The 21,558-nt window shown below is 57.9% G+C and carries 16 protein-coding genes, 1 other RNA gene and 1 pseudogene; 7 read left to right on the top strand and 11 right to left on the bottom strand.

Annotated features, from left to right (window positions below):
* The first annotated feature begins 536 nt into the window (after positions 1-536).
* Positions 537-2,630 (top strand): HelD family protein, encoded by a 2,094-nt coding sequence (locus J4D99_RS19915; protein WP_236018763.1) that lies wholly within the window; start codon positions 537-539, stop codon positions 2,628-2,630.
* Positions 2,631-2,709: 79 nt separating this feature from the next.
* Positions 2,710-3,387 carry a 3-keto-disaccharide hydrolase gene (locus tag J4D99_RS19910; protein ID WP_208133504.1) on the top strand — a complete coding sequence of 226 codons (678 nt, stop codon included), beginning with the start codon at positions 2,710-2,712 and terminating at the stop codon, positions 3,385-3,387.
* 423 nt (positions 3,388-3,810) lie between these two features.
* Here the strand turns inward: J4D99_RS19910 and J4D99_RS19905 are convergent, their stop codons facing one another.
* Positions 3,811-4,287 carry an amidohydrolase family protein gene (locus J4D99_RS19905; protein ID WP_208133503.1) on the bottom strand — a complete coding sequence of 159 codons (477 nt, stop codon included), beginning with the start codon at positions 4,285-4,287 and terminating at the stop codon, positions 3,811-3,813.
* A gap of 240 nt (positions 4,288-4,527) precedes the next feature.
* Here J4D99_RS19905 and J4D99_RS19900 point away from each other — a divergent pair, with 240 nt between their 5' ends.
* A complete protein-coding gene (locus tag J4D99_RS19900) occupies positions 4,528-5,637 on the top strand; it encodes an acyltransferase family protein (RefSeq protein WP_208133502.1) in 1,110 nt (369 codons plus the stop codon).
* Between the two features lie 238 nt (positions 5,638-5,875).
* Here J4D99_RS19900 and ssrA read toward each other — a convergent pair.
* Positions 5,876-6,247: a transfer-messenger RNA gene (gene ssrA / locus J4D99_RS19895) on the bottom strand.
* A gap of 194 nt (positions 6,248-6,441) precedes the next feature.
* On the opposite strand from ssrA, the gene J4D99_RS19890 reads away from it, so the two are divergent.
* On the top strand, positions 6,442-8,418 hold the full coding sequence (locus J4D99_RS19890) for a DNA polymerase III subunit gamma/tau (RefSeq protein ID WP_208133501.1): 1,977 nt from the start codon (positions 6,442-6,444) through the stop codon (positions 8,416-8,418).
* Between the two features lie 73 nt (positions 8,419-8,491).
* On the opposite strand, the gene J4D99_RS19885 is transcribed toward J4D99_RS19890, so the two are convergent.
* From J4D99_RS19885 to J4D99_RS19875, 3 genes are all read right to left on the bottom strand, one after another.
* Positions 8,492-9,409: a 1,4-dihydroxy-2-naphthoate polyprenyltransferase gene (locus J4D99_RS19885; RefSeq protein ID WP_208133500.1), complete on the bottom strand. Its 918-nt coding sequence runs from the start codon at positions 9,407-9,409 to the stop codon at positions 8,492-8,494.
* Positions 9,410-9,593: 184 nt separating this feature from the next.
* Positions 9,594-10,169, bottom strand: a complete 576-nt coding sequence (locus J4D99_RS19880) for a glutathione peroxidase (protein WP_208133499.1) — start codon at positions 10,167-10,169, stop codon at positions 9,594-9,596.
* A 69-nt stretch (positions 10,170-10,238) separates the two neighbouring features.
* The gene (locus J4D99_RS19875) at positions 10,239-12,392 is read right to left on the bottom strand and encodes a biosynthetic peptidoglycan transglycosylase (RefSeq protein WP_208133498.1); all 2,154 of its coding nucleotides are present in this window, start codon (positions 12,390-12,392) and stop codon (positions 10,239-10,241) included.
* A 172-nt stretch (positions 12,393-12,564) separates the two neighbouring features.
* Between J4D99_RS19875 and purB the strand changes: the two genes are divergently transcribed.
* From purB to J4D99_RS19860, 3 genes are all read left to right on the top strand, one after another.
* Positions 12,565-13,896 carry an adenylosuccinate lyase gene (purB, locus tag J4D99_RS19870; protein WP_208133497.1) on the top strand — a complete coding sequence of 444 codons (1,332 nt, stop codon included), beginning with the start codon at positions 12,565-12,567 and terminating at the stop codon, positions 13,894-13,896.
* A gap of 91 nt (positions 13,897-13,987) precedes the next feature.
* Positions 13,988-14,656, top strand: a complete 669-nt coding sequence (locus tag J4D99_RS19865; protein WP_208133496.1) for a helix-turn-helix transcriptional regulator — start codon at positions 13,988-13,990, stop codon at positions 14,654-14,656.
* Between the two features lie 66 nt (positions 14,657-14,722).
* Positions 14,723-15,829, top strand: a complete 1,107-nt coding sequence (locus J4D99_RS19860) for a glycosyltransferase family 9 protein (protein ID WP_208133495.1) — start codon at positions 14,723-14,725, stop codon at positions 15,827-15,829.
* 5 nt (positions 15,830-15,834) lie between these two features.
* Here the strand turns inward: J4D99_RS19860 and J4D99_RS19855 are convergent, their stop codons facing one another.
* The 6 genes and pseudogenes from J4D99_RS19855 to J4D99_RS22275 all read right to left on the bottom strand — a co-directional run.
* Positions 15,835-16,968, bottom strand: a complete 1,134-nt coding sequence (locus J4D99_RS19855) for a glycosyltransferase (RefSeq protein WP_208133494.1) — start codon at positions 16,966-16,968, stop codon at positions 15,835-15,837.
* Positions 16,965-17,942, bottom strand: a complete 978-nt coding sequence (locus J4D99_RS19850; RefSeq protein ID WP_208133493.1) for a glycosyltransferase family 2 protein — start codon at positions 17,940-17,942, stop codon at positions 16,965-16,967. Before J4D99_RS19850 ends, J4D99_RS19855 begins: the two co-directional genes overlap by 4 nt.
* A complete protein-coding gene (locus tag J4D99_RS19845; protein ID WP_208133492.1) occupies positions 17,935-18,459 on the bottom strand; it encodes a DUF4199 domain-containing protein in 525 nt (174 codons plus the stop codon). The genes J4D99_RS19850 and J4D99_RS19845 overlap by 8 nt, the downstream gene beginning before the upstream one ends.
* Positions 18,460-18,486: 27 nt before the next feature.
* Positions 18,487-19,047: a DUF4199 domain-containing protein gene (locus J4D99_RS19840; RefSeq protein ID WP_208133491.1), complete on the bottom strand. Its 561-nt coding sequence runs from the start codon at positions 19,045-19,047 to the stop codon at positions 18,487-18,489.
* Between the two features lie 50 nt (positions 19,048-19,097).
* On the bottom strand, positions 19,098-20,501 hold the full coding sequence (locus tag J4D99_RS19835) for a hypothetical protein (protein WP_236018761.1): 1,404 nt from the start codon (positions 20,499-20,501) through the stop codon (positions 19,098-19,100).
* Between the two features lie 429 nt (positions 20,502-20,930).
* Positions 20,931-21,155: pseudogene (locus J4D99_RS22275) on the bottom strand (BatA domain-containing protein); the annotation flags it as partial.
* Positions 21,156-21,558: the final 403 nt, after the last annotated feature.

Below are 21,558 nucleotides of genomic sequence, written 5' to 3'. Positions count from 1 at the left end.
TCTGCTTCCTCTGCCAGCGATGCTGCTACTTGGCAGCCTTCCCTGCCCTGGGCAAACCGGCCCCGCGGCAAGAAAGCCCGGCAATCCAGCTTAGCTCGATAGTGTGCATCACCTGTAGCTGCCGCAGCAAGTGGCCGCCATGCAGCGGCGCGCCTGGCGCGACACCTTGCTACCCCCTACCAAATGCCGGCGTGCTGGCTAGGAGTATCCGTAGCTACGCGGAGGGCAGCATTCGTTTCTACGCACCCGCACCCTGCTAAGCCGCGAGGGTTTCCCTTGGCGTATGTATTTGATATACAGACTTTTTATAACCCTGATATGGCTACTGTCGGCCAGTTCCAGCGCCTGTTGCAAAGCTAGCCCATCCGGCAGGTAACGCTGCTGCGTGCTGCTGGTGCCACCGCCCTCTATGGCTCACGCAGAGTTAATGGGGTCGTGGTGCTGCCTAGCATGAAGGCCATGCATCGCTGGCCCACCAGGGCACCAGACCATCCAGACGGCCAGAGCCCTCGCCCGGCGCTTCGCCAAAGCTGTCTTTGCGCGCACCTTTGCGGCCCACCAGCCAACTACCTACCCAGGAGATGAACGCAACGGAGCAAGAAGAAAGAGCTTATCTGGAAGAAATTAAGGAGAAACTGGCCCTGGCCATCCGGCGCGGCGACGAGGCCGTGAGGCAGTTTGCCGACGAGCTACGCCAGAAAAAGCAGTACCTCCACGAGCACCAGTCGAGCCTGGACGAGGCCGACCTCGTAGCCGCCGACCAGTCCATCAACCGGATGGCTTTTACGGGCGAGGCAGCCGTGGCCCGCAAGCGCCGGCTGCTCAAGCTGGGACAGTCGCCCTACTTCGGCCGCCTCGATTTCACCCCCGAAGGCAAGCCCAAGGCGGCGGTATACATCGGGGTACACTCGTTTCTGGACGAGCAGCAGCGCCAGAATCTGATATACGACTGGCGGGCGCCCATCGCGTCGATGTTCTATGACTATGAGTTGGGCGCGGCGGTCTACACGACGCCTTCGGGCCTTCTCAAGGGTAGCATCGACCGCAAGCGGCAGTATAAGATTCGCGATGGCCAGCTGGAGTTTATGCTCGAAAACGACGTCAACATTCACGACGAGGTGTTGCAGCGTGAGCTGGCCAAGTCAGCTGACGATAAAATGAAAAATATCGTCGCCACCATCCAGCGCGACCAGAACGCGGTAATTCGCAACGATACTGCCTCCGTGATGGTCATCCAGGGGGTGGCGGGCTCGGGCAAAACGTCGATTGCCCTGCACCGCATCGCGTTTTTGCTCTATCGCTACCGCGAAACGATTGCTGCTAGGGATATCTTGATTATCTCGCCCAATAAAGTCTTTGCCGATTACATCTCCAACGTCTTGCCCGAGCTGGGTGAAGAGCACATTCCGGAACTGGTGATGGAAGAGTTGGCGGCCGATTTACTGGGCAATCAGTACACCTTCCAACGCTTTTTCGAACAAGTGGCCGCGCTGCTGGAGCGGCCCGACCCCGCTTTTATCGAGCGCATCCGGTTCAAGTCGTCCACCGATTTTCTGCGGCAGCTGAATCAGTATCTGCTGCATGTGGAGAACAACTACTTTGCCTGCACCGAGCTGCGAGTGGGCAAAATCCTCGTTCCGCTAGCCTTTATTCAGGCTCGGTTCCGGGCCTACCACCGCGTGCCGGTACTCAAGCGCTTTCCCTTAGTAGCCCAAGACGTGCGCGACCACGTGCGCAGCGCTACCGGCCGTAAGCTCACTGGCTCAGAGAAAGCTACTATCGGCGAGGCTATCCCGCACATGTTCCGGTTTCACCAAGTGCTGGACTTCTACCAGGATTTCTACCGCTGGCTAGGCCGCCCCGAGCTGCTGCGCTTCGACTATCAGCGTCGGCACCTCGAATATGCCGATGTTTTTGCGTTTATCTACCTGCGCCTGCGGCTGGAAGGCCTCCCGGCCTACGAGCACGTGAAGCACTTGGTCGTAGACGAAATGCAGGACTATACTCCCGTGCACTACGCCGTACTGGCGCGCCTGTTTGCCTGCCGCAAGACCATTCTGGGCGATGTGAGCCAGACGGTAAACCCGTATAGCGCCTCTTCGGCCGCTATTATCGAGCGCATCTTTCCGCAGGCGGAGGTTGTCAGGCTACTGCGCAGCTACCGCTCTACGCTGGAAATCACGACCTTTGCGCAGCGCATCACGCCCAATCCCGACCTCATCGCGCTGGAGCGGCACGGGCCAGAGCCCGTGGTAGCGCATTTCGACAGCCCGGCGGCCGAGCTGGCAGGCCTTCCGCAGTTGGTAGCTGCTTTCCAGGGCAGCGGGCACCAGTCGCTAGGCGTCATTTGCAAAACTATGCGGCAGGCCGAAGTGGTGCACCAGGAGCTGCAAGCTCCCGGCGTGCAACTGCTCACGGCCGAGTCCACGGCCTTTACTGAGGGCGTGATTATTACCACCACTTACTTGGCAAAAGGCCTTGAATTTGACGAAGTTATCGTGCCCTTCGTTACGGCACAGACCTACCGCACCGAGGTAGACAAAGGTATGTTATACATTGCGTGCACCCGGGCCATGCACCGCCTCACGCTAACGTATACGCAGGCCATCAGTCCGTTTTTGGCTACCTGAGGCAAAGGCCTGGACTAGCGACGATATATTTGGCTGCGAATAGCTTAGTACTCTTTCTCGTTCATTTCCACCCAACTGCATGACCGTATTTTTGTCCGGCCTGCTGGCCCTGGCCAGCCTAGCTAGCCCCGCCCAACCTGCCAAGTCCAAGCCGCAACTCTTGTTTGACGGCAAAACCACCCACGGCTGGCACACCTACCTCAAGACCACGGCCGAGCCGGCCTGGACAGTAGTCGACGGCGCGCTGCAGCTCAACCCGCAGGCACCCGGGCAGGGCGACCTCGTAACAGACGGCGAATACGAGAACTTCGAGTTGAGCCTGGAGTGGAAAATCTCGCCCGGTGGCAACAGCGGCATCATCTTCGGGGTGCATGAAGAACCAGCCTTTCAAGCTACTTATGACACCGGTATAGAAATGCAGATACTTGATAACCAAGGTGCCGAAGACAACAAGAAAGCCAGCCACCTAGCCGGGTCGCTCTACGACATGCTGGCCCCAGCCAAAGACGTCGCCAAGCCCGCTGGCGAGTGGAACCGCGTGAAACTGCGCAAGTACAAGGGCCACCTCACCTTCTCGCTGAATAATACGCAGATAGTAGACGTACAAATGGGCAGCCCCAAGTGGCAGGCCCTGGTCGAGAATAGTAAGTTTAAAACCTGGAAAAACTTTGCGGCCTACCCCAAGGGCCACATTGCCCTGCAAGACCATGGCCACCAGGTCGCCTTCCGGGCCATTACCCTCGAGCAGTTGGGCTAGCACGATACCTGGCACCCTGCAAAACCAGGTAGTCGCGCGAATGCAGGCTAATAAATTAGCTCGCAAGCATGTTGCGGAAGTACGCAAGCGCGGAGCATGGTACCACGAGATGTCTACCAGAGCCAGTTGAGCGCTTGGCAGCTAGCAACCAATGAAGAGATAGCGCAACGCCAAGCCTGCGGCGCGGCAAGCATTAATAAGAACACTAGGCACCTGCCAATATCGCAGGCAACGTGTATGCCCACTTGCCTGGGCCTCGACCAGCCAGTCGGCTTGCGGCCCATCCTTGGCTACGCCTGCGTGTGTAAAGGCGGTCTGCTCGCTTCTAGCTTGCCGTATAAATGCTGGTGCATTTGCGGCAAAAGCGGCAGCCCAAAATTTGAGATAAATCCTGAAAACTATAGGTTTCAGCATTACGAACGGTTAGCGTTCCAGCAGAATTTCCGGACCTAAAATCACCATATCCACCCGGCCTTTCAGCGTCTGGTCGATGAAGGGGGTGTTCTGGGATTTGGATTTCATAAAGTCCCGCGTGAAGGTCGTTTCCGCTTCGGTGTCGAACAGGACGCAGTTGGCCGGCTGGCCGACTTCGATGCTGGGCACCGGCAGGTCCATCAGGCGGCGGGGCTCCGCCGAGTAGCGCTTTACCACCAGGTCCCAGCCAAATTTCTTAGGCTCGACGAAGAAGTGGTGGAGCGAAACTAAGGCCGTATCCAGGCCGGTGATGCCGTTGGGCGCGCTAATGAAATCCTGGGCTTTCTCAAATGGCGTGTGCGGCGCGTGGTCGGTGGCAATGAAGTCGAACACGCCTTCGATAAGCCCTTCGAGCAGCGCGTCGCAGTCGGCCTGTGTGCGCAGCGGCGGGTTCATCTTATAGTTCTTGTCGTAGTCGCTAGCCACCGGGATAGCGCACCTTTAGCTGGCCCCGCCAAACCACTATGCCTTCCTCCCGCACTCGACCTGCACGATGTTGCTAACATCATAGAAGTAGCCAAACATTGCTACAATGAAACATTTAGGTTACTCTGCTGGGCGTTTATAAGAGATATGCGCTGCCCAGCAGAGAGAGAATATTCCTAGTCATTACTAATTATCACGCTATCTAAAATAATTTTGCCAGTTCTGTCATCCAATTTTTTTGTGCGCCAAATCAACACGCTTACAGGTTTACGGTTTTTAGCTGCCCTCTATGTATTCATCTTTCATATAAATCTCCCTTTTCGCACACCGCTCACCTACCTGCCATCCCCCCTGCGCACCCTGATAGCGCAAGGCAGCCTAGGCGTCACAATTTTTTTTGTGCTTAGTGGATTTGTGTTAACCTATAGCCACTTAAAAGACTATCGCGAGCCGAACATAAAGCCGTTTAGCTACACTCTGCACTTCATGTTTAAGAGGCTGGCAAGGATATATCCGGTGTTTTTTGTCGGCTTGCTTGGGTGCGTACTCATCAGCTTGCGAACCAGTACTCTGCCTGAGTGGTGGCTCATGCTCATGAGCGCCACTTTTACGCAGACCTATTTCCCAAGTATTTCAATGACGTGGTACGATAGCGGCGCATGGTCAGTCGCTAATGAAATTTTCTTCTACCTCCTATTTCCTGTTCTGCTACCCCTTGCGTTACGTATTCGCTCGCGCAACGAGCTAGGCCAACGCACAAGTAGAAATGTATTTTTAGTGCTTGCCAGTCTTATTCTGCTAGACGGAGTGCTAGGCCTGGTTTTTCAACTGCACCCGGCCTGGAATCTGCAGTTTATGTACTCCTTTCCTCCAAGCAGGCTCGTCGAGTTTGTAGCCGGCATACTAATTGGCCTGTTAGTTATTAAGTATCAGTGGAAGATGCCGGCGTGGTCAGCGGTAGTTGCGTTAGGTTTGACAGCCGTCTATCTGGTTTTTGCTGCTCCCCATACCCAAGAACGCAACAGTATCCACCACCTAGTGCTACTGCCGACGCTGGCCATTCTTTTCTCGGTGCTTTATCAGCCTAAACAATCGCCCTTATTTGCGTGGCTGGGAAGCCGCCCGTTGCGGTATCTGGGCGCTACTAGCTATAGCTTTTATATCGCGCAAATACCGCTACTGTTTGTGCTGGCGGCTCTGCTCGGGGGTGGCTACATTCAGCATGACAACTGGCTTGTGCTACCGGTAGGCTTTGTCATTAATTTGGTGAGTGCAATACTCCTGCACGAATTCGTTGAAGTAACGGTCCACCGTGCTGCCATGACTTGGTATAAAAAGCGCTGGTCATAGGGTGAAAGCAGCCCGCACCACCGTGGCGAAAGCCCCGCCTATGTAGGCGGGGCTTTTCTTTGTCTCATGCTCACCCATCCGCTGGCCCCGCCGCTTCAGCTTTGCTCTAACCATCAAACGCTGGGGCGTCGGACTCGCCGATGTAAGTGCGGGTTTCAGTGGTCATTTTAGGCCGTGTTTAACCGATGTTTTACCTGAAAAAGAAAAAACCCGCCTAGAATGGCTCTAGACGGGTTTTTGGTGGAGATGCAGGGATTCGAACCCTGGTCCAGACAAGGAAGCCAACGTGCTTTCTACGTGTGTATCTATGCTTGGATTTTCGAGGCGTTCCAGGCGCACATCAGGCCCTTGAAACTCCCTTAGCTGCAGTTGGTTTTCGCCCCCAAATCACAGCTCTTCGAAGGCTAGTTTCTACTTACGACGCTCCGAACTCTTAGGTGTAAAAACTTACCCAAGCGGAACGATGGCAGTGCGTAGTTCTAAACTAGGCAGCCATGGCGTACGAATAGTCGCCGGTTGTTTTTCGATAGATTTTTTGGCGGGAGAGCTTCCATCAACTCCCGACACGCTTACCCGCGACTTGCGCAAGCTGTCAATTCCGGTCATCCCCAATTTAGAAAGAACGAGCCCGCCTGTGCCAGGCACAAGCGGGGCGTAAAGATACGCGCCTTGGGTAGTAAATGTTTTGGGGTCAGCTTTTGTTCCACTTACAGCGCCAGCCGGGGCTAGCCGCAGGGCTTTATTCTCCATTAGTCGGCGCGCCACCTCACGCCCCGGCCGAGGTATCTTTGTGGAGTATCGATTATGGAAAATTTTGTTGTTTCGGCCCGTAAGTATCGTCCGGCCACGTTTAGAAGCGTGGTGGGGCAGCAGCACGTCACTACTACGCTCCAGAATGCTATTCAGAGCCAGCACTTAGCGCAAGCCTTCCTGTTTTGCGGGCCCCGCGGGGTAGGTAAGACCACCTGCGCCCGCATTCTGGCCAAGACGATAAACTGCACCAACCTCACACCCGAGGCCGAGGCCTGCGGCATCTGCGCCTCGTGCGTGGCATTTCAGGAAAATGCCTCTTTTAATGTGCACGAGCTGGATGCGGCCTCGAATAACTCGGTCGAGGACATTCGCTCCTTGGTAGAGCAGGTGCGCTACGCGCCGCAGCAGGGTCGCTTCAAGATTTATATTATCGACGAGGTGCACATGCTCTCGAACGCGGCCTTCAACGCCTTTTTGAAGACGCTGGAAGAGCCGCCGGGTTACGCCATTTTTATCCTGGCCACCACCGAGCGCCACAAGATTATCCCCACCATCTTGTCGCGCTGCCAGATTTTCGACTTCAACCGCATCCGGGTTGAAGACATCCGGGAGCACCTGCGCTACGTGGCTACCAGCGAGGGCGTAACTGCCGACGACGATGCCCTGCACCTGCTGGCCCAGAAAGCAGACGGCGGCCTGCGCGACGCCCTGTCGATGTTTGACCAGCAGGTAACGTTCGCGGGCAATAACCTGACTTATAAAGAGGTGGTGCAAAATCTGCATATCCTCGACTACGATTACTACTTCCGGCTGGTAGATGCGCTGCTGCGCGAAAACCTCTCGGCGGCGCTGCTGCTGCTCGACTCGGTGATGCAGCAAGGTTTTGACTTGCACAACTTTGTGGTGGGCACGGCCGAGCACCTGCGCGGCCTGCTGGTGTGCAAAGACCCCGTGACGGTGCAGCTGCTGGAAGTGTCGGACAATATTCGGCAGCAGTACGTGCGGCAGGCTCAGGCCGCACCCCTCCCCTTTCTGCTTTCGGCCCTGAACCTGGTGAGCCAGTGTGACCGCGACTTCAAGCAAGCTAAAAACCAGCGCCTACACGTCGAGCTAGCCCTTATGAAGCTGGCTTATCTCAACGGCGCCGTGCAATTTGTGCGCGACCTGACGCCCGCCAGCAATGGCGAGGCTAAAAAAAAAACTAGCAGCCTAGCCGCTGGTGCGGCTAGCCCCGCCCCGGCTAGCGCTCCGGCCCCCGGCACTGGCGAGCCCGAAACCAACGCGCCCGCCGATGGCCCCGACCCGCTGCCCGTGGAAAACGGCGTAGTCGAGTTGCACGCTACCCCCAGCATCGAGCCTGCTGCTGCCGAGCCCATAACGCCACGCCACCAGGTGCGCGACACTCTGCCGCACGTCGAAACCGGCCGGCCCAGCATGCAGGGCCTGGAGCCCACCCAGCGGCCTACCGATGTGCGCCCTGGCACCATTCCGGCCCCCTCAGCTGCCCCTGGTCCGCTCCCGAGCCTGCCCAAGCTACCAAGCCTGGGCAACCGCCTGCCCGGCCTGCGCGACGTAGGCACGCCCACTGCCGCGCCTACCACCAAAGCCGTTCCTACCGCAGTAGCTGAGCCGAGCACACCGGCGCCCACCGGCCCGCTAGCCCCCGTAGCGCCCGAGTTGCTGCAAACTGTGTGGAAGCAGCTGGCCGAAGAGCGCCGCGCCCAGGACAAGATGAGCGAGTTTATGGTGCTGAATCGTGCCGTGGCCGCCGATGCCAGCCACGTTATCACCCTCACTGTCGATAACCCAGTGCAGGTGGTGCAGTTCAACGATTTCCGGGCCGAGTTTATGGCCGAGCTGCGGCGGCGCACCGGCCACCCCGGCCTCACAGTGCAAATAGAGGTGGCTAGCGCCGCACCTACCGGCCGCAAGCTCTATACCTCAAATGACAAGTTTGCCTACCTGGCCGAGAAATACCCCGCTCTCCAAGAAATGAAGCAGCGGCTGGGGCTGGATGCTGATTTCTAGTTAATGTTTAATAAGTAAGGCCGCCCGAAGTTCGGACGGCCTTACTTATTAAACATTGAGAGGCTATCTCCTATTATAATACCTGTCCTAGCCCGAAGAGTACCGTGAATACCAGCGTACTCAGGGCCATTTGCTTGAGCAGGGGGTCGAGCTTCATCGACTCCTGGCGCTGCCACACTTGCAGGCCGTTGAAGATGAATAGCGGCAGGCTAAGTACGAACAGCCACTGCCAGGGCGAGTGGTAGGTGAGCGCCACGTAGAGCACGGCGCAGGCCACGCCCAGCAGCAGCAGCAGCCAGTGGTAGCGGCGCGCATGGCGCGGCCCTAGCCGCACCGGCACCGTGATTTTACCGGCCAGCTCATCTGAATGAATATCGCGAATATTGTTGACATTCAGCACGGCCGTGGCAAAGCAGCCCAGCGCAGCGGCAGGCAACAATATGGTCAGGGGCAGGGCTTGCGCCAGGATATGCTCGTGCGAATAAGCCTGCAGAAAGTAGGTGCCGCATACCCCCACGATACCGAAAAACAGAAACACCGATACGTCGCCCAGCCCCGCGTAGCCGTAGGGGTTGCTGCCCGCCGTGTAGTTTACAGCCGCCCAAATGGCGGCCAGCCCTAGCACAAAAAACGCCAGCAGCACCCACGCCCCCGCTAGCCCCAGGGCTAGCAGCAGCAGCGCAACGCCACTCAGCAGCGCTGCTGCCCCGAAGCCCCACATAGCGCGCTTCATCTCGGCCGGCGTGATGGCGCCGCTCTGCACGGCGCGCTGCGGCCCCTGGCGGTGCACACTGTCAGCGCCGTTTTGCGAGTCGCCGTAGTCGTTGGCGAGGTTACTCAGGATTTGGAGCAGAATGGTAGTGAGGGCCGCCAGCGCCACCACCCAGCCATTGAAGTGCCCGGTTGCCTTGGCCAGAAAGCCGCCGGTGAGAATGCTGGCCAGCGCCAAGGGCAGGGTACGCGGGCGAAATGCGGAAATCCAGGGAGACATTATCAGCGAATAATTAACAGTTTTCAGTGAACAAGTAACCAAAAGAACGTCATGCTCATCTGGCATCCGCTTGCCGAAGTAGCTCTACCGCGCCGCTAGGGGTACTATTCCTAACGATGCGAGGCTTCGGCAAGCAGACGCCAGATGAGCATGACGTTCTGGTATGTGGCTATGCAGCGCGTACTTACTTCGTGAGGGCGGCCACCAGCTCGGGGTCGCTAGGCTTCACTTTCGATGGGTAGAACGCCACCACGTGGCCTTTTTCATCGACCAGGTACTTGCAGAAGTTCCAGTTCGGCGCGTCGCTTACGGCGCCGTTTTTCGCCTTGTCGGCCAAGAACTTATAGAGTGGCTGGGCGTCATCACCTTTCACCGGGGCGGTGTCGAAAAGGGGGAACGTCACCCCATAATTCTTCTCGCAAAAAGCGGCAACTTCCTCGTTCGAAGCCAGCTCCTGGTTGAAGCTGTTGCTGGGGAAGCCCAGCACGGTCACTTTGCCGGCGTATTTTTTCGACAGCTCCTCCAGCTCTTTGTACTGGGGCGTGAAGCCGCACTTGGAAGCGGTGTTCACGATGAGCAGCTTTTTGCCCTTGTATTTACTCAGTTTCACTTCTTTGCCATCGATGGTTTTCACCGTGTAGTCGTACACGGTGCCGGGGTTGGCGGCAGTTTCGGTGGGGTGCATAGGCGCGGGGCGGTGGGTGGTGAAGGCCAGGCCGAGCGACGCGGCAGCCGCCAGGGCCAGAACAGAGAATTTCATGAGTAATGAGAGGGGTAAAGGCGTGAAAGCTGCTGATAACCAACAACCGGGCCGGAGGTTTGGCCGGGGCTAGGGCCGCGTGCCGGGCGCGGGGGGCGTGCTCGTGGCGGGCGCCGGGGCCGGCTGGGCACCGGTATTGAGCAGGTCGACCAGGTTGAGTGGGGCTAGCTCGGCGGTGTCGCCGGGCTGCACAGTCCGCACCGTATCGCGGATGGCCCGCACAATGTACTTATTGGCCGGGCCCTTGAGGCTCACTGCGTAGTTGAGGTTGTCACGCTGGCCGGGCGTTATCAGGCCTTTATCCTGCATGATGTCGGCGATGAAGCGGAAAAACCAGCGCGTCTGGCCGCGCAGCTCACCGTATTTATTGAACGAGTCTTTGTAGTACTTGGGCTTGGGAATGATGCTGGCCAGGTAGATGCACTCGCCCAGGTTGAGCTCGCTAGGGCGCTTGGCGTAATAAAACAAAGCCGCTTCTCGAATGCCGTACACGCCACGCTTGCCGCTAGGCCAGCGGTAGGCGGTGGGGCCCCACTCCACGATGTTGAGGTAAATCTCGAACATGCGCTCCTTGGTGAGGGTGTGGGTACGGGCCACCAGCCAGTTTTCGATGAGCCATACCATCAGCATTTCTTCGGCCTTGCGGCCCACGGTTTTTTCGCGGCTCAGGAAGACGTTCTTCACCAGCTGCATGCTGAGCGTGCTACCGCCGCGCGCAAAGCGCTTTTCCTTGATGTCGGCAATGGCTGCGTTTACAAAGGCTTTCTCCATAAAGCCGTGGTGCCGAAAGAACTGCGGGTCTTCAGTGGTCTGAATAACGGCCGGCATGAAGGGCGACACCTCGGCAAAAGGCGTGAAGTCGGGGTTGCTGGGCCCCACCATAAAAGTGCGTAGCGAATCACCCTTGTCGTTGTAGGCCGTAAACGGAAACTCCCGCTCCAGCATACTCAGGTCTTCGGCCCCAAAATGGGTAATACTGAAGTCATTGCTAGGCTGTAAGGAAGAGCTTAAGTGCAGGCTATCGACCCTAGCCAGGTCTACGTCGGCTTTGAGGTGATACGTCAGCGTGCCAGTACCCGCGGTGCCGGTCACCACGTCGAACATGCCTTCGGGCAGCGAATTGAAAAACGCATTAGTAGCCGTGGGGTCCGAATCTACTTTCAGGTTAACGGCCAGCTTGGGCTTAAGGCGCACCGCGATTTCGGGGTGAAACACGAGTTCGTTGAGCACGGCGCGGGTGCCGGGGTCGAGTGCCACCGTACCACGGCCTAGCGTGGCCACAAAGTCGAGCTGGCCGCGCTGCACCACAATGTCGTCGCTTGAGAGGCGCTTGTGAAAGAAGCTAAAATTGCGGGCTGCCACGGAGCCGCGCACCGTGAGCTGCCCGCCCGTTTTGTCGTCGGCCTTGAAGTCTTTGCCCATGAGCTGCACCCGGATGGTATCGAACGACACCAGGGCGCCAAACCTGCGGGCCACGTAAGGCACCTGCACCGAACCATTTACCCCAAATAAGCGCAGATTCAGCGCGTCGTCGCCGGGCTCGATGGTGCCACTCATCCCCAACTCGTTCACCACCGAATCGACATTCGCCGTGAGGCGGCCCTGCACCTCGCCGTCGTCGAAGCTCAGGTGCGGCATGCTGAGCTGCACGCGGTGGTGAGGGCTAGCGTAGCTCACCACAAACTGACGGAAGTCGGCCGCGCCCGGCACGTTGCCGAACGCCGCATCAAGCACTTGATTGAGCAGCAGGCCGTAGTTGCGGCCGTGGGCGGTGTCGCGCGCTACCGGGGTGGGGCCAGTTTTCTTTAGTAGGAAAGAAAAATTATTCCGGCCGCGCGCGTCTTTGTGCGCGGTGAGGTGCGCCTGGTCAATCTGCAGTTCGCTGAACACCGGCCGGCCGGCGAAGAGCGAGCGCATACTCAAGCTGGCTTGCAGGCGACGGGCCGTGAGCAGCGTATCGCCAGCGGCCGCAGAACCGGCTGCGGCGGTGGGTACCAGGCTCATGCCATTGATTTCGACCGTTTTGAGGCCCGTGAAGCGGGCGGGGCCTAGCGTGAGAGTAGCTGGGTATTTGGCCTCGACTTTGGCTTTAACCTGAGCCAGCGCATAATTGAGCAGCTGCTGGCGCTTCCACAAAAAGACAACCAAGGCTAGCAGTAGCACCGCTAGCAGGCCGCCCAGGGCGTAAATAATTCGTTTTTTAGCAAGGGCGGATACGCGCATACCCGCAAAGTTACCGGGTTGGCGGTTTCCGGTTCGGGCTTTTGCTTTCGGGGCCCAGCGTTTTTACGTACATTTTCATCGGCGGCAAACCGGCTTGCGTGCTTAAGGCACCTGTGCCACGCCCGGCTGCCCGCTAGCTTTGTAGGCGCAAACCCGTTTCGCCTACTCTTTTATGCTTACTGCCCTTTCGCCCCTCGATGGCCGCTACCAGCGCCAAACCGCCCCACTAGGCCTTTTTTTTTCCGAGCTGGCGCTGATGCGCTACCGGGTGCGCGTCGAGGTTGAATACTTCATTGCCTTGTGCCAGCTGCCGCTGCCGCAGCTGGCGGGCGTGCCAGCCAGCGTGTTTCCGGCATTGCGCGGCCTCTATGAGCAGTTTGGCGAAGCTGAAGCCCAAGCCATTAAGGCCCACGAAGCCGTGACTAACCACGACGTAAAGGCGGTAGAATATTACTTGCGCGACGAGTTTAAAAAATTAAACCTTGCTGACTATCTGGAATTTATTCACTTCGGCCTCACCTCGCAGGATGTTAACAATACGGCCATCCCGCTCAGCCTGAAAGGCGCCATGACCGATGTGCTGCTGCCGCGCCTGGCCGCCATGCAGCAGCAGCTGGCGAGCCTAGCGGCGGGCTGGGCCACGGTGCCCATGCTGGCCCGCACCCACGGCCAGCCTGCCTCGCCAACCCGGCTGGGCAAAGAGCTCGATGTGTTTAGCGTGCGGCTGGCCGGTCAGCTGGCGCTGCTGCAGCAAGTACCCTACGCGGCCAAGTTTGGCGGAGCCACCGGCGGCTTTAATGCGCACTTTGTGGCGTACCCGACTACCGACTGGCACGGCTTTGCCGACCGCTTTGTGAACGATACGCTCGGGCTGGCCCGCACCTTCCCCACCACGCAGATTGAGCCTTACGATAATCTGGCGGCCTTCTGCGACGGTTGGAAGCGCCTGAATACCATCCTCATCGACCTGTGCCGCGATGTGTGGCAGTACATTTCGCTCGGCTATTTCAAGCAAACGCTGAAGGCGGGCGAGGTGGGCTCGTCGGCCATGCCACACAAGGTAAATCCCATTGATTTTGAGAATGCCGAGGGCAACCTCGGGGTGGCCAATGCCCTGCTCGAACACTTCGCAGCCAAGCTGCCGATTTCGCGCTTGCAGCGCGACCTTACCGACTCAACGGTACTGCGCAACCTAGGGGTACCGCTAGGCCACATCCTCATCGCGCTCGGTGCCATAGGCCGCGGCATGGGCAAGCTTGCCTTGGACGAAAGTGCCCTAGCCCGCGACCTCGACCAGAACTGGGCCGTGCTGGCCGAGCCCATTCAAACCATTTTGCGGCGCGAAAACTACCCCGACCCCTACAATGCTCTCAAGCAGCTCACCCGCACCGGCGAGGCTATTTCGGCAGCTACTATTGCCGGCTTCGTCGAGGGCCTGGCGGTGCCCGAAAGCGTGAAGGCCGAGCTGCGCGCCCTTACGCCTGCTGGCTACGTAGGCCGCTAGGGGTGGGCGATTATGAAGACTCCGGCTTTCTTTATTACTTAGCGACTGCCAAGCACTACCGGACTGAAAAACAGTGCTGTGCGCCGCGCTTATGACGAACGACTACCTGATTGAGCAGAAAGTACGGGAGATTGCAGCCACGGCCGACCAGTATCCGGGCGTGGTCATTATGCACAACCGCCTGTATGACCGAGTCGAGTATATGTCGGCGCGGGGGCTGGCCCTGCTGGGCACTACCCTACCCAAGCTGCGCGCGCTAGGCCCCGGCTACCACGAGCGCTACTTCAACCCGCAGGAAGCCCACGAGTACGTACCAAAGCTGTTTCAGCTGATGGAACGGAATGACCTTACCTACACGGTGTCGTTTTTTCAGCAGGTGCGCACCGGGCCCAATCAGTCCTTTGAGTGGTACCTGAGTGCCTCGCGCCTTATCGAGCGCGATACCGAAGGTCAGCCTTTGCTTCTGTTAACCGTGGCGCAGTCTATCGACCCGGCTAGCCACATCACCCACAAGGTGCAGCGGCTGCTCGACGAAAACACCTTTTTGCGCGCACACTACGGGCAGTTTGCCGCCCTCACCAGCCGCGAGCGCGAGGTGCTGCGCGCCATTGTGCTGGGCGAGTCGACCTCCGAAATCGCCCAGCGCCTCTTCATCTCGCCCCAAACGGCCGAAACGCACCGCCGCAATCTGCGCCGTAAACTCAAGGTTGAGTCGGCCTTTGAGTTGGGGCAGTATGCCCGCGCCTTCGACCTCATTTAGCGCCCGCCGGCACGGGGCTATGGCCGGAAGCGGCTATTTTTGCGGCTTGTCTGTTCTATTCGCCTAGTGTCTCAGCTTCTTCACGATATCCCCGTTCGCCCCGATTGTCGCTTTTATCGCGGCGACCTGCCCTGCCGCCCCAACAAGGAGCATGGCTATATGTGTGGCGATTGCCCAGTATATGAGCCGGTTACGAAGCGCATTTTACTCATTAAACTGGGGGCCATCGGCGATGTTATCCGCACCACGCCGCTGCTGCGGCGGCTGCGGCAAGAATACCCGGGCTGCTACATCACTTGGCTCACGCTCACGCCGGCCATCTTGCCGCAGGGTCAGATTGAGGAGATTCTGAAGTTTGACTATGCTAGTGCCTTGCAGCTACAGGCCCGGCAGTTCGATATTGCTATTAATCTCGACAAGGAGAAAGAAGCCTGCGCATTGCTACTCAATGTGCAGGCCCCTAGCAAGTTTGGCTACACGCTGCGCCCCTACGACGGCGTGCCGTGGCCCATCAACGAGCTAGCCGACCACAAGTACCTCACCGGCGTGTTCGACCAGCTCAGCCTGGGCAATACCAAGCCCTATGTGCAGGAAATTTTCGAGCTCTGCGGCTTCGATTTCCGGGGCGAGGAGTACGTGTTTGACACCCACGACGACAAGGGTTACAACTGGGCTCCCCTGCCGCCGGCCAGCGCCGGGCCGCGCATCGGCCTCAACACCGGCTGCGGCGACCGGTGGACGACTCGCCTCTGGAGCACCGAGAAGTGGATAGCGCTGATTCAGCAGCTGCAGGCGGCCGGCTACGCACCCGTGCTACTTGGCGGCGAGGCCGAGCACCCGCGCAACCTGGAGCTGCAAGCTGCCACTGGTGCCGCTTACCTAGGTACCTTCCCCCTACCCCATTTCATCAACCTGATGAACCAGATGCAGGGCATTGTGACGCAGGTGACCATGGGCATGCACATCAGCATTGCACTGCGCAAGCCCACCATCTTGATGAACAACATCTTTAATCCCCACGAATTTGACCTCTACGGCCGGGGCCAGCTCGTGCAGCCCAACCGCCAGTGCGTGTGCTTTTACCGGGGCACCTGCCGCCTCGGCACCAGCTGTATGGAAGACCTGCCCGCTGAAAAGGTATTTGAAGCGGTAGTGGCGAGCGTGCCCCAGTAGCGCAACTACGAAAGTTGCGCTACCTCTTTAAGCGCCGCTACCATTACTTCCCACGAAAACTTTTTGGCTTCCTGCCGCACGCCGGCGGCAAATGCCTCTTCACGGTCGTGGGCATAAAAATCGACCAGTGCATCGGCAATGGCCCCGGCCGCAGGCGGCACCACGTAGCCCACTACGCCGGCTGGAATGAGTTCGGCTAGCCCACCTACATCGGTCACGAGCATGGGCCGGCCAAAATGATAGGCTACTTGCGACACGCCGCTTTGGGTGGCATTTTTATAAGGCTGAATGACGAGGTCGGCGGCGCTGAAATAGTCAGCCACACGCTCGTTGGGGATGAAGTCGGTAGCTCGCACTAGCCGGCTTTCGAGGTCGTGTTTGTGAATAAGCGCCTCATACGGCGCGGCATCCTCATAAAACTCGCCGGCAATGATAAGCTTTACGGGGAGCGTCGCCACGCGCGCATCGGCGAAGGCTTCGAGCAAGATATCCAGCCCTTTATACGCCCGGATAAAGCCAAAAAACAATACGTAGTGAAACTTGGGCGAAAGGTTCAACGCAGCTAGGGCTTCGGCCTTAGGCCGGGCCGGGCCGAAGTTGTCGTAGAGCGGGTGCGGCCGGTAAAGTGCCGGCTTTTGCCCAAAGCCTAGCCGCTGCAAATCGGCCAATACGGCGCGGCTCATCGTCACAAAGCCATCGCAGGCACTCAAGAAGTAGCGCGTGAGTGGTGCGTCGCCGGGCCTTTTTTCGTGCGGAATCACGTTGTCGGTGATGGCTACCACCCGGGTATGGACATTGCCGCGCGCCAGCCGCGCCACCGTGCCTAGCGCTGGCCCCATAAACGGCAGCCAAAACCGAAAAACGATTAAATTGGGGCGCTCGCGGCGTAGTCGCCGCCCCACCGCCAGCCATGAGAGCGGATTTACCGAATTCAAACTGACTTCAATGTCGAGGTCAGCTGGGCCTGCTTCAGTGCTAAACTGCGTCTGGCCCGGAAACAGAAAATCAGGGTATTGTAGCGAAAAGGTGACGAGGCGCACCTCATCGCCCGCTGCCCGAAAAGCACGCGCCAGTCGCTCATTATACGTGGCTAGGCCACCGCGCAATGGGTAAGCCGGGCCAATGATAACAACCTTCATCGCAGGGTTTCGCGCACTAGGTAGTCGTTGCGGCGCGGCCCATTAAGCTGCACCATTTCGGCCAGAAACCCGGCCAGAAACAGCTGCACCCCAATAATGACGGCCACCAGCGACAGAAAAAACAATGGTTGCTCGGTCACATTGCGCGCCCGCAGGTTGTGCAGCGACAACCACACTTTTTCGCCCGTCACCCATACGGTCAGCACCATGCCAATGAAGAACGACAGCGTGCCGAGCGTACCAAAGAAGTGCATAGGCCGCCGCCGAAACCGACTCACAAACGTGATACTAGCCAGGTCGAGAAAGCCGTAGATAAAACGCTCCAGGCCAAATTTGGTGACGCCGTACTTGCGCTCCTGGTGCTGCACCACCTTCTCCCCTATCTTCCTGAAGCCGGCCCATTTGGCAATGACCGGTATGTAGCGGTGCATCTCGCCGTAGACCTCGATGCTCTTCACCACGCGCTGGTCGTAGGCCTTAAGCCCGCAGTTAAAATCGTGCAGCTGGATGCCCGAGATGGCCCGGGTGGCGCCGTTGAAGAGCTTAGTCGGGATGGTTTTTGACAGGGGGTCGTAACGCTTTTGCTTCCAGCCGCTTATCAGGTCGTAGTCATCCTCTGTTATCATGCGATAAAGCTCGGGCAACTCCTCGGGCGAGTCTTGCAGGTCGGCGTCCATGGTGCACACCACCCGGCCTCTGGCCGCGTCGAAGCCTACGTTTAACGCCGCCGACTTGCCGTAGTTGCGGTTGAAACGAATACCGCGCAGTGCCATATCCTGGCCAGCCAGCGCCTCAATCACCGCCCACGAGTCGTCGGTCGAGCCGTCGTCAATCAGAATCACCTCGTACGACAGCCCCCGCGCCGTAAGCACGCGCTGAATCCAGCGCGTCAGCTCAGGCAAAGACTCAGCTTCATTGAGCAAGGGAATAACGATGGAAAGCTCCACCGGAAAGCTGACAGCTAGCTTATTCAAACTCGGGCTTGGGGTTTTTAACAAAAGCGGCTGCTAGCAAGCTGATGGCTAAGCCGAAAAATAAAGTAATTAGTAGTGCAGAAAGAGCCATAAACGGACCATTCATAAACTTACCCGATAGGGCCATTGCCTGGTCAATTTGCGCATCAGCCAAGCCTTTGGCTTCCATATCCGCCCGTGCCTTATCCATCATTCGCATGAGCACGTCTGGGTCTACGAGGGTTGTGTAGACGTACATAAAAGCTCCGCCAAGCAGCCCGACTACCCCCGAAACCACCAGGCCTACCCCCACCCCCTGGCCATAGCCCATAAAACCTGCATTTTGGTCTTTGAAGCTACGCATCGCCAGGATAATCCCGACAGCCAATACCGCCGTGGTGAGAAAACGCACGGCGGTATATGTTTCCAGTTGCAGCGCGTAGATACCAAACGAGATAATAATGCTTACCAAGCCAGTGAGCAAGCCAAAGCGACCGCCAACGGCGGCAGTAGAAGCGGAAGGCGTAACAGTTTGCATAGGAAACAGGACAAGAGGTGAGAGAAGCTACTTGCGCAAAAATATGCCGCTGGGCACAGCTAGCAACAGGCCCAGCAAGATAGTCCACGTAAATGTACCCCTAGCTAAATCATTAATTGACAAGGCTGCGGCTTGCGCCAGCTCCTGCTTTTCGAATGCCGCGTTGCGCTTGGTCTTATCGCGCAGGCGCTGCTGCACCCGGGTTATTTCGAGCAGCTCGCTGCGGTTGCGGGCCAGCTCCTGCTCGCTGACAGTGTGCCCGAGCACCCAGACGCTGGCAGCAGCCATGCTGGCCGCCAGCAGCACCGTGAGGCCACCAACAGCGAGCGCACGCCCCACGCCCGGCCGCACCGGCGTCAGCTTATAGCGCAAAAACCACTGGCTGCCTGCCGCCACGAATGGCACTACCAGCAGGCCCATTATCTGCTTAGGGCTAAAGGGGTTGTTGCCCGACCATTGCAAAAACAATAGCCATGCAGCACACACTAGCCCCGCACCCACACCAAAGTATAAACCGAGCCGCACTACTAGCCCCGACGCATCGGTAGCCCCTACACTTACGTTAGCTTTTGAATCTTCTGGCTGCATATCCTACGAATCGGCCCGCAAGATACGGCCTGGTGAGGCGCCTCAGCCGGCTAGGCCGCCGCTGAGGCTGTGCTGGCGTGGGGACGCCCAAAGCGCAGCAACAGCGCCTCGGCCAGCAGGCAGGCTAGGGCCAAGAGCAGACAATAGCGCCAGAGGGGCCGGCCAGTTTGCTCCGCACGATAGCGCGCTACTACTTCTGGCTGAGCGCCACCTTCCAGCACTTGCACATTAGGGTGAGTTGGCCTTAACAGTTGCCGTAGCTCAGCTGCCGAATAGGCAGCTAGCTCCGATTCGCGCTTCGCCATATTAAAGGCTAAGGTGGTTAGTCCCTTACCCTGCTTGGTTACCTCATAAAAGCCTGGGGTTGTCAAGCCAGTTGGCACATCTAAGTGCAGTTGGCCACCTAGCAGGCGCTGGGCCGGGATGTACGTCAGGCTGTCATGTACTAGACGGTAGCTGGCTTCGTCAACTGCGCCGCTACCCGCTGGCACCGTCAAAGTCAGCGCGGGCGCATTAAGCCGGTAAGCCAATGGCTGGTCGCTATGATAGCTGAGCATGGCTAGGCGGTAGAGCACCGGCACAAACAGTGCGTGCGCAGTAAAGTCAGAATACTCCTTCGCGAAAGGCGCCGCAAATACGTAAGCTCGTCCCGAACCACTAGTAAATTCCGTAAGGTAGCCATCGCCATCACGCAAGCGCAGAATATCAGTGCCGCCCCGGCCTAACCGCACTACTGGCGCCACTGTTGGCATTACTACCTGCCGTGGCTGCGCTCCCAGCACATCTTTAAAAAAGGGATTGCCTGCATTAGGCAGCGCTACTTCCTGCCGTGCTAGCCCACTAGCACCGGGGCCGGGCAACTCCCATTGCTCCCCTGCAATGCCTAGCATCCGAAACAGCTCATGGTAGGTACCCCGCGCTGCCGGGCTAGCCGGCGGCACCACTACTACGCTCCCGCCCCTCCGTACCACCGCCGCTAGCGCCTCCCGCAACCCGGCATCTACCTGCGGCACTTCGCGCAGCACTACTAGGTTAGCCCGCCGCATTTCGTTATAGTTCACCGCGTGAGGCTTGGCAAACGAGTAAATAAATAAGGATTCTCCCTCATAAGCCTGTTTAGTAACCGGTTCCGCGCCTATTTCTAATACGCGGATGGCCGCCGCTGGCTGCATGGTGAAGTAATATGTATTGTCAAAGGTTACCGGCACATCACTCGTTACAACCCGCCCCAGCGCCAAGCTCGTATCTGGCACTTGCACCTGAGCCGTTACCTCACGCAGTTGCCCGGCGCCCACCGTCACTTGGAAGGTTGCCGCCTGCTGTGACCCTAGCAATACTTTTACCGGGCAGTCAGCGACCGTTTCACTTCCACCATTACGCAGCCTAATGTGCAGCCCAACAGTGGTATGCGCCCGCACAAAAGCATCATTCAGCCAAACGCTATCTACGTACATATTCCCGACCGGCCGAGCCACTTGGGGCACCAGCACCACCTCGCCCCTCTGCCTGACATGCTGCCAAAACTGCGGAGGCACTTCGTTTTTCTGAAAATCGCTAAATAAGTAGAGGGGCCCCTGCTGTTCATCCTGCAAAGCCTCGCGCACCGACGTCACCCCCCAGCTAGCTGTTCGTGTTGCTGTCGGCTGGTTTGCCACTTCAACTCGATAAGCCGCCTCATTCAGATTACGGCCATGCTGCCCCAAAAGCTTAAAATGGGTGCTAGGCCCATAATTTTTACCCAAGGCAACAGCGCCAGTCACTGCCTCCTGCGCTAAATGTGGCTGCACTAAGCCGGCCGCCTGCATACTACCCGAGTTATCAACCAGCACGCCTATAGTTTCACCAGCGTTTTCAATACTAGTATTAGCCGCCGGTATGAAAGGCTGGCAGAAGAGTAGTACTAATGCTACTACAGCCAACATTCTCGCCAGCAATACTAACAGCTTCTGCAACCGACGCCGACGCATGGTTGTCAGTTCAACTTGCCTAATAAAACCAGTGTTAGTAAAAAGTACCCTTTGTGGCCTTCTTAATTGCAATAAATGAATTATAATGGGAAGGCCTACTGCTACTAAGCCCCATAAAAATTCTGGATATACTAACTGCATTCGCTTGTAATCTTGCTTAGCTTAATTCGCTTAGCTAGAACTACAAATCTACCCTTTTATTCACCAGCAGGCGCAATTAAATTCCTGGACCAAAGCCACCGCGATTGGTAGTACGGCTAATGTATCTCCAGCCCCTTGAAACACAACTAAAGTGAGGAATTTAAGGAACAATGGTAACGACCTTCTCGCTAATCTACTAGAGCGGTAGCTCCCAATGTTAGCTCCTTGTTCAGCAGGCGTGTGGCGTGTGGCGCGTGGCGCGTGGCGCCGGCAGCGAGGGGCGGGGGCGTGGGTCGAGGGCAGGAAATGCAAGAGCCCTGCTTACACGCTGGTGAAAGCGCAGTAAGCAGGGCTCACGATAAAGTTGGCGGCGACCGACTCTCCCACCGGTGAAGGCAGTACC

The organism is Hymenobacter sp. BT559 (assembly GCF_017571525.1).
GTDB lineage: Bacteria > Bacteroidota > Bacteroidia > Cytophagales > Hymenobacteraceae > Hymenobacter > Hymenobacter ginsengisoli.
This window is presented reverse-complemented; position numbering and strand designations above follow the sequence as displayed.

Bases quoted from the DNA above. Each gene is read 5' to 3' on its own strand.
- J4D99_RS19910 (WP_208133504.1), top strand. From the start codon at position 2,710: ATGACCGTATTTTTGTCCGGCCTGCTGGCCCTGGCCAGCCTAGCTAGC.
- J4D99_RS19890 (WP_208133501.1), top strand. From the start codon at position 6,442: ATGGAAAATTTTGTTGTTTCGGCCCGTAAGTATCGTCCGGCCACGTTT.
- J4D99_RS19885 (WP_208133500.1), bottom strand. From the start codon at position 9,409: ATGTCTCCCTGGATTTCCGCATTTCGCCCGCGTACCCTGCCCTTGGCG.
- J4D99_RS19880 (WP_208133499.1), bottom strand. From the start codon at position 10,169: ATGAAATTCTCTGTTCTGGCCCTGGCGGCTGCCGCGTCGCTCGGCCTG.
- J4D99_RS19875 (WP_208133498.1), bottom strand. From the start codon at position 12,392: ATGCGCGTATCCGCCCTTGCTAAAAAACGAATTATTTACGCCCTGGGC.
- purB (WP_208133497.1), top strand. From the start codon at position 12,565: ATGCTTACTGCCCTTTCGCCCCTCGATGGCCGCTACCAGCGCCAAACC.
- J4D99_RS19865 (WP_208133496.1), top strand. From the start codon at position 13,988: ATGACGAACGACTACCTGATTGAGCAGAAAGTACGGGAGATTGCAGCC.
- J4D99_RS19855 (WP_208133494.1), bottom strand. From the start codon at position 16,968: ATGAAGGTTGTTATCATTGGCCCGGCTTACCCATTGCGCGGTGGCCTA.
- J4D99_RS19845 (WP_208133492.1), bottom strand. From the start codon at position 18,459: ATGCAAACTGTTACGCCTTCCGCTTCTACTGCCGCCGTTGGCGGTCGC.
- J4D99_RS19840 (WP_208133491.1), bottom strand. From the start codon at position 19,047: ATGCAGCCAGAAGATTCAAAAGCTAACGTAAGTGTAGGGGCTACCGAT.
- J4D99_RS19835 (WP_236018761.1), bottom strand. From the start codon at position 20,501: ATGTACGTAGATAGCGTTTGGCTGAATGATGCTTTTGTGCGGGCGCAT.